General features: G+C 44.3%; 4 protein-coding genes and 1 tRNA gene. 1 reads left to right on the top strand and 4 read right to left on the bottom strand.

What is annotated here, in order from left to right; genetic code table 11:
- Positions 1 to 238 precede the first annotated feature (238 nt).
- The 4 genes from SLS51_RS18245 to rpsU all read right to left on the bottom strand — a co-directional run bounded on the left by SLS51_RS18245 (position 239) and on the right by rpsU (position 5,001).
- Positions 239 to 315: transfer RNA gene (locus SLS51_RS18245), tRNA-Ile, on the bottom strand.
- Between the two features lie 588 nt (positions 316 to 903).
- Positions 904 to 2,748, bottom strand: coding sequence for an RNA polymerase sigma factor RpoD (gene rpoD / locus SLS51_RS18240; protein WP_323840053.1), 1,845 nt, complete (start codon positions 2,746 to 2,748; stop codon positions 904 to 906).
- 170 nt (positions 2,749 to 2,918) lie between these two features.
- Complete coding sequence (gene dnaG / locus SLS51_RS18235) at positions 2,919 to 4,664, bottom strand: DNA primase (protein WP_323840052.1); 1,746 nt, start codon at positions 4,662 to 4,664, stop codon at positions 2,919 to 2,921.
- A gap of 121 nt (positions 4,665 to 4,785) precedes the next feature.
- Positions 4,786 to 5,001, bottom strand: coding sequence for a 30S ribosomal protein S21 (gene rpsU, locus SLS51_RS18230; protein WP_001144069.1), 216 nt, complete (start codon positions 4,999 to 5,001; stop codon positions 4,786 to 4,788).
- Positions 5,002 to 5,295: 294 nt separating this feature from the next.
- Between rpsU and tsaD the strand changes: the two genes are divergently transcribed.
- Positions 5,296 to 6,309, top strand: a complete 1,014-nt coding sequence (gene tsaD, locus SLS51_RS18225; protein ID WP_323840051.1) for a tRNA (adenosine(37)-N6)-threonylcarbamoyltransferase complex transferase subunit TsaD — start codon at positions 5,296 to 5,298, stop codon at positions 6,307 to 6,309.
- Positions 6,310 to 6,377: the final 68 nt, after the last annotated feature.

The raw sequence follows: 6,377 nt of genomic DNA, 5'->3' as shown, positions 1-6,377 counted from the left end.
ACGATAAACTTGAACGGAATTATACCAGTATGGTGGCACTCGCATTCATCATTGTCTGGTTGCCGATGTGGGTTGATTGAATAATGACTTTAAAACATCAACAGCCCCTAGTGTGTTTTTATCCAGGCAATGGTTTTATGAAAAAATCTCTGTCGCCATTTTGTCGCCACTGACTACCAGAAACAAAAAAGCCACTCTTGTTTGAGTGGCCTAATGTACTGATTTAACAGCTAAAATCTGGTGGCCCCTACTGGACTTGAACCAGTGACCAAGCGATTATGAGTCGCCTGCTCTGACCAACTGAGCTAAGGGGCCGTTGAATGTGAGGGATTATACGTACAGTTTTGCTCGCGGTCTAGCTTTGTAAATTCGTATGATCATTTTATGTTCAAAATTGTGTTTTTAGTAAGTAGTGAAAATAGGGAGTGATATAGATTAGTTGTTTTTATGGTCTATTTAACGTTTTTATCCGTTACTGGATTAATTTTTCAGAAACGATTTTGCACCATCTGGTCATATGTTATTCCGATAAAAATCTATTTTATACCCGTCATCTTTCAAGTTGCCTCTTTGTTGGCTGCACTCACTCACCCCGGTCACATAGTTTGCTATGCTCCCGGGGATTCGCTCCCTTGCCGTCGCGATGCATCTTGAAATCCATAGGGTATATACATGATTATTTGAATGATAATCATATTTCTTTCATTCTTCTTTAATCACCAGATGGAAAACGACTTTTTTATCTATCGGCTAAAGAGAATGTTAATTGAGTTATATCAGAGGAACCTGTGATGATATTTCTGCATAAATACCATATTGTCAGAGGATTTAGAGTATCGCCGATATAAAAAACAAAAGCGTCTGCCGGAGCAGACGCTTTTTAGTCAGAATGAATAAAATTGATTATTCATCAAGGAAGCTACGCAGAACCTCAGAACGGCTTGGATGACGTAGTTTACGTAGTGCTTTCGCCTCGATCTGGCGGATACGTTCACGGGTAACGTCAAACTGTTTACCGACTTCTTCCAATGTATGGTCAGTATTCATGTCAATACCGAAACGCATACGCAGTACTTTTGCTTCACGGGCGGTCAAACCTGCCAAGACATCGTGGGTTGCTGAGCGCAGGCTTTCTGAGGTTGCAGAATCCAGCGGCAGTTCCAGCGTTGTATCTTCAATGAAATCACCTAAATGTGAATCTTCATCATCACCGATTGGCGTTTCCATTGAGATAGGTTCTTTGGCAATTTTTAGTACCTTACGGATCTTGTCTTCCGGCATCAACATACGTTCTGCCAGCTCTTCCGGCGTTGGTTCACGCCCCATTTCCTGCAACATTTGGCGGGAAATACGATTGAGTTTGTTGATTGTCTCAATCATATGAACGGGTATACGAATGGTACGAGCTTGGTCGGCAATTGATCGTGTAATTGCCTGACGGATCCACCATGTGGCGTAAGTTGAGAACTTGTAACCACGACGATATTCAAATTTATCAACCGCTTTCATCAGGCCAATGTTGCCTTCTTGGATCAGATCCAAGAATTGCAGGCCACGGTTGGTATATTTTTTTGCAATTGAAATAACCAAACGTAAGTTGGCTTCAACCATCTCTTTTTTCGCTCGGCGGGCTTTTGCTTCACCGATGGACATACGACGGTTGATATCTTTCACCTGTTCAATGGTTAAACCGGTTTCTTCCTCAATTTGACGAAGTTTTTGCAGGCTACGCTGTACTTCTTCTTCCACCTCAAGGAGTTTTTCAGACCACGGTTTGTTCATTGCTTTTGCAGCAGTAAACCAAATGTCACTGGTTTCATTACCGGAGAACAAAGTGATGAAGTTCTTCTTCGGCATTTTGCACTGCTCAACACACATTTTCATGATCCGGCGTTCTTGAAGGCGAACGCGATCCATCATAGAACGCATGTTGTTGACCAGATAGTCAAACTGCTTTGGCACCAGACGGAACTGTTTGAAAACTTCTGAAAGTTTTAAGATTTCGGCCGCAGTATTTGGATGATTGCGACCGTTTTCCTTAATTTCCTGACGGGTGATGTCATACTGTTGTCGCAGTTCTTGGAATTTCTGGCGCGCTAATTCTGGATCGATGCTGTTGTCATCATCACTATCGTCATCACTGTCTTCATCATCGTCGTCTTCATCATCATCGAGCTCTTCCTGTGGAAGTTCAGAACCAACGTGGGTGGCAGTAGGTGCAAGTTCTTCTTCTGCGTTCGGGTCAACGAAACCAGTGATGAGATCTGACAGGCGAGCCTCACCGGCTTCCACACGGTCATATTGTTCCAGTAAGTAGGTGATTGCTTCAGGGTATTCAGCAACAGAGCACTGAACCTGATTGATGCCATCTTCAATGCGTTTAGCAATGTCAATTTCACCTTCCCGGGTCAATAACTCAACGGTACCCATTTCACGCATGTACATACGTACCGGGTCGGTGGTGCGACCGATTTCAGATTCAACACTAGACAGTACTTGTGCAGCAGCTTCCACAGCGTCTTCATCTGTGTCGTTAGCGGTTTCTGCTAGCATCAGATCATCGGCATCAGGTGCTTCTTCCATTACCTGAATGCCCATGTCATTGATCATCTGGATGATATCTTCGATCTGATCGGAATCGACGATATCTTCCGGCAGATGGTCATTGACCTCAGCATAGGTCAGATAGCCTTGCTCCTTACCACGGGTGACAAGTAGCTTTAGCTGTGACTGCGGGTTTTGCTCCATAAGACGGTATCCACACTTCAGAGTATTTGGGTTGGTGTCGGTCGGCGAAACTAATCTGCCAACAATAACTTTTAAGGGCGTTTTCGTTATATTGCCGCTGCCCACTTATAGCGGCAAAATGTAGGGTTATTTCCCTACCTAATGCGGCAGTTAAGCCGTGAATTCAGTGTTTATTTTCTGGCACGGGATTCATTAATCAAGCGAACTTCTTCGCGCTCTTCCGGTGTCAGGCCTTCAGTTCTTGCCCTGGCGATAAGAATGTCTAAACGTTCTTCTAACGCTGAATCAACAAGATGATCCAATGCATCACGAAATGTATTTTCTGCTATTTCTTCTACTTGTATATCGTTCCATGTAGCTAATTTTTCAAGTTGTTTACTAAATTTATTATCACGATATTGTTCTAGCAGTTGTCCAGTTGTCAGCCCTGGCTGAGTAAGACAAACCTCCACAAGCTCCATAAATAATGGTAAGCCTGCAATTTTGGCCTGCATAATTCCCTGTAGGGGGGGAACTAAAGCGGCTAAGTGTGGGTTTTGTACCAATAGTCCTATAAGTATACGCATAGTTGTCGGTTTTAGCTGCGGCATCTGATAATTATTCCCACTTTCCAGATGCTGCGGCAATAAACGTTCCAACTGCACTGCATCAGGGATGCCCATCATATTGCCAAGTTCTTGTCTCATATAGAGACGCAGAACTTCCCCCGGAATCTGGTTGATCAATGGTACGGAAAGTGAACTGAGTTTTGTTTTCCCTTCAGGATTACTCAAATCAACTCGTGGCAATAATGATTCGAACAGAAATTCAGACAATGTATGAGATTGTTCCATTCTTTGTTCAAATGCTTTCCGGCCTTCCTTACGGATTAGTGAATCAGGATCTTCACCATCAGGCAAAAACATAAAACGTAACTGCCTACCATCATTCAGATAAGGGAGCGCTGTTTCCAATGCCCGCCATGCTGCATCACGCCCGGCTCTGTCACCATCGTAACAACAGATGACGTTATCAGTAGCGCGGAAAAGTAATTGAATATGTTCCGATGTAGTCGAAGTACCTAGTGAGGCAACTGCATAATCGATACCAAACTGCGCCAGTGCTACCACATCCATATAACCTTCAACTACTAATAATCGTGAAAGGTCACTGTGATTTTGTTGTGCTTCATAGAGGCCATATAGCTGGCGGCCTTTATGGAAAATTTCAGTCTCTGGTGAGTTGAGATATTTTGGGAGTGCATCTCCCAGAACACGTCCACCAAATGCAATTACGCGCCCTCTACGGTCACGGATTGGAAACATTATTCGTTCGCGGAAGCGGTCATAGGTACGGCCATTATCATTTGCGACCAGCATTCCAGCGTCGTTTAACTGTCGACGATCTTCCGCATTATGAGCAAACCGCTTCAAGGTGTTGTCCCAACCAGCGGGAGCGAAACCAATCGAGAAACGGTGGATAATTTCTTCACTAAGCCCCCGCTGAGCCAGATATTGCCGGGCTTGTTGTGCAGCGGGAGTGTTTAATACATTTTGATAGAAGCTGTTAAGCTTATCCATCAGTTGATAAAGGTTTTGTCTTTGGTGACGTTCTATCTGACTGCTACTGGAACCTGCTTCATAAGGGACTTCCAGACCATGCATAGCAGCTAATTCTTCGATGGATTCGACAAACTCAAGTCTATCGTAATTCATCAGAAAATCGATGGCGTTGCCGTGAGCTCCGCAACCAAAGCAATGATAAAACTGTTTATCGCCATTAACAGTAAACGAAGGTGTCTTTTCGTTATGAAATGGACAGCACGCGTGGTGATTTTTACCCTGTTTTTTAAGTGGCACACGAACATCGATTAGATCGATGATATCGGTACGAGCTAATAAATCATTGATAAATGCGCGCGGAATTCGTCCAGCCATAAGCCCTTTTTACGCCTGTTGATGAACGACAATAAGCCGCGCTCCCTTTCGGAAAGCACGGCCTTTATCTGCAACTACTATTGTCTGCAAATTCAATCACTATGCGGATCAACCGCAAGGATTAGTACAGACGAGTGCGGCGTGCGTTTTCACGAGCCAGCTTCTTAGCGTGACGTTTTACAGCAGAAGCTTTAGCGCGTTTACGTTCAGTCGTTGGTTTTTCATAGAATTCACGACGGCGAACTTCTGCTAATACACCTGCTTTTTCGCAGGAACGCTTAAAGCGACGCAATGCTACGTCGAATGGCTCGTTTTCACGTACTTTAATTACCGGCATGTGCCTCTCACCTCAATAGAAATCGGTCTTGCTGGCGTGGGATGCCAGCCATCTTAAAATGGTGCGGAATTTTACTTCAATGAACACGGCTTTGTAAAGCGCCGCAGCAAATTGAAACAACAACACTACGACGGTGATCTGCAAATCAGTTCCGTAGTATTGATGATAACCACACAGGGATTTTATGTAGAGGGGTGATTATAGACTAAGCAGCAAAAATAGTCAGCATGTAAGCCGCGCAAATTAGCTTATTAATGATAAACTGGTTCTCTTCTGTGGAATATAGGTAGTGTAATGCGAGTTTTAGGTATAGAAACGTCCTGCGATGAAACCGGAATCGCAATTTATGACGACGAAGCTGGTTTATTGGCAAATCAATTATACAGTCAGATTAAACTGCATGCTGATTACGGTGGTGTCGTGCCTGAATTGGCTTCACGTGACCATATCCGCAAAACAGTGCCCTTAATTCAAGCTGCTTTGCAAGAGGCAGGATTAACTTGTAAAGACATTGATGCGGTGGCTTATACAGCAGGTCCTGGTCTGGTTGGTGCGTTGTTGGTGGGGGCGACGATTGGCCGTTCCCTAGCGTTTGCTTGGGATGTTCCTGCGATTCCTGTTCATCATATGGAAGGGCATTTACTCGCTCCAATGCTGGAAGATAACAGTCCTGAATTCCCGTTTGTGGCTTTGCTGGTGTCTGGTGGTCATACACAGCTTATTAGTGTGACGGGCATCGGTAAATATGAGCTGCTTGGTGAATCAATAGATGATGCCGCTGGTGAAGCATTTGATAAAACAGCTAAGTTACTGGGATTGGATTATCCAGGGGGTCCGGTACTCTCTAGAATGGCTCAGAAGGGAGAAGCTGGGCGTTTTGTATTTCCTCGCCCGATGACAGATCGTCCTGGGCTGGATTTCAGTTTTTCAGGATTGAAAACTTTTGCGTCTAATACTATTCATAGCAACAGCGATGATGAGCAGACCAGAGCGGATATTGCCCGCGCTTTTGAAGACGCGGTAGTTGATACATTAGCGATTAAATGTAAAAGAGCGCTTGAGCAGACCGGATTCAAGCGACTAGTGATGGCTGGTGGTGTCAGCGCCAACCGAACATTGCGTATTAAAATGGAAGAAGTCATGGCAAAATTGGGTGGCGAAGTATTTTATGCGCGTCCTGAATTCTGTACAGATAACGGCGCCATGATTGCGCTTGCTGGCATGATCCGCCTAAAAGGAGAGGTGAATGATTCACTTGGCGTGACAGTCAAAGCCCGCTGGCCATTGTCGGAATTACCTCCATTATAAATTTTCTTGATATAATGAAAATAAAAGACCAGTAACTCAATGAGTTGCGGGTCTTTATCCAGCCTTGT

It is taken from the genome of Photorhabdus africana, from assembly GCF_035181445.1.
GTDB classification, from domain to species: Bacteria; Pseudomonadota; Gammaproteobacteria; order Enterobacterales; family Enterobacteriaceae; genus Photorhabdus; species Photorhabdus laumondii.
The sequence above is the reverse complement of the archived record's forward strand: the minus strand, read 5'-3'. Positions and strand labels throughout refer to the sequence as shown.

Bases quoted from the DNA above. Each gene is read 5' to 3' on its own strand.
- dnaG (WP_323840052.1), bottom strand. From the start codon at position 4,664: ATGGCTGGACGAATTCCGCGCGCATTTATCAATGATTTATTAGCTCGT.
- tsaD (WP_323840051.1), top strand. From the start codon at position 5,296: ATGCGAGTTTTAGGTATAGAAACGTCCTGCGATGAAACCGGAATCGCA.
- rpsU (WP_001144069.1), bottom strand. From the start codon at position 5,001: ATGCCGGTAATTAAAGTACGTGAAAACGAGCCATTCGACGTAGCATTG.
- rpoD (WP_323840053.1), bottom strand. From the start codon at position 2,748: ATGGAGCAAAACCCGCAGTCACAGCTAAAGCTACTTGTCACCCGTGGT.